This window comes from Natronococcus sp., assembly GCF_047921035.1.
GTDB lineage: Archaea > Halobacteriota > Halobacteria > Halobacteriales > Natrialbaceae > Natronococcus.
Map to the genome: position 1 here is coordinate 1 of NZ_JBLRWX010000279.1, position 509 is coordinate 509.

Below are 509 nucleotides of genomic sequence, written 5' to 3' on the forward strand. Positions count from 1 at the left end.
GACGTAGTACCTGCCGGCGACGCCGCCGTGTCCGTCCGACAGCGGCTCGCTCCACGCCAGCAGCGGCCTGCCCGCGGGGTCGATCGCCACCCGCGCGTTCCAAGCCGTGGAGGTCGACGCGGCGTGGAGCGTGCCCAGCGTCGTCCAGGTGCTCGCCCCCGCGCTCCAGCGGGCGGCGGCGACGCGTCGTTCCTCCCCCGAGGCCACCGAGTAGGCCACGACGATCTCCCCGCCTGGGCCGATCGCCAGGCCTTCGGCGAACGCCGTCCCCCAACCGCCGCGCAGGCTGCCACCGAGCGAGAGCCACGCGCTGCCGTTCCAGCGGTCGACGAACACGTCGTAGCGGTCGCTGTCGCCGTCGCGTTCGCTCCAGGCCACGACCGGGTTGTCGTCGAACCGGGCCCCCATGGCGAAGCCGGCGGCGTGCAGCGCCTGCGTGCCGATCGGGATGGACATCAGGGCGAAGTTGTTCTCGTAGGGGTCGTGGCCGGAATGCCACGTGCCGCGCC

The 509-nt window shown here is 73.7% G+C and carries 1 pseudogene; it reads right to left on the reverse strand.

From position 1 onward, the window contains the following. Window positions 1-509: pseudogene (locus tag ACNA7R_RS20695) on the reverse strand (hypothetical protein); the annotation flags it as partial.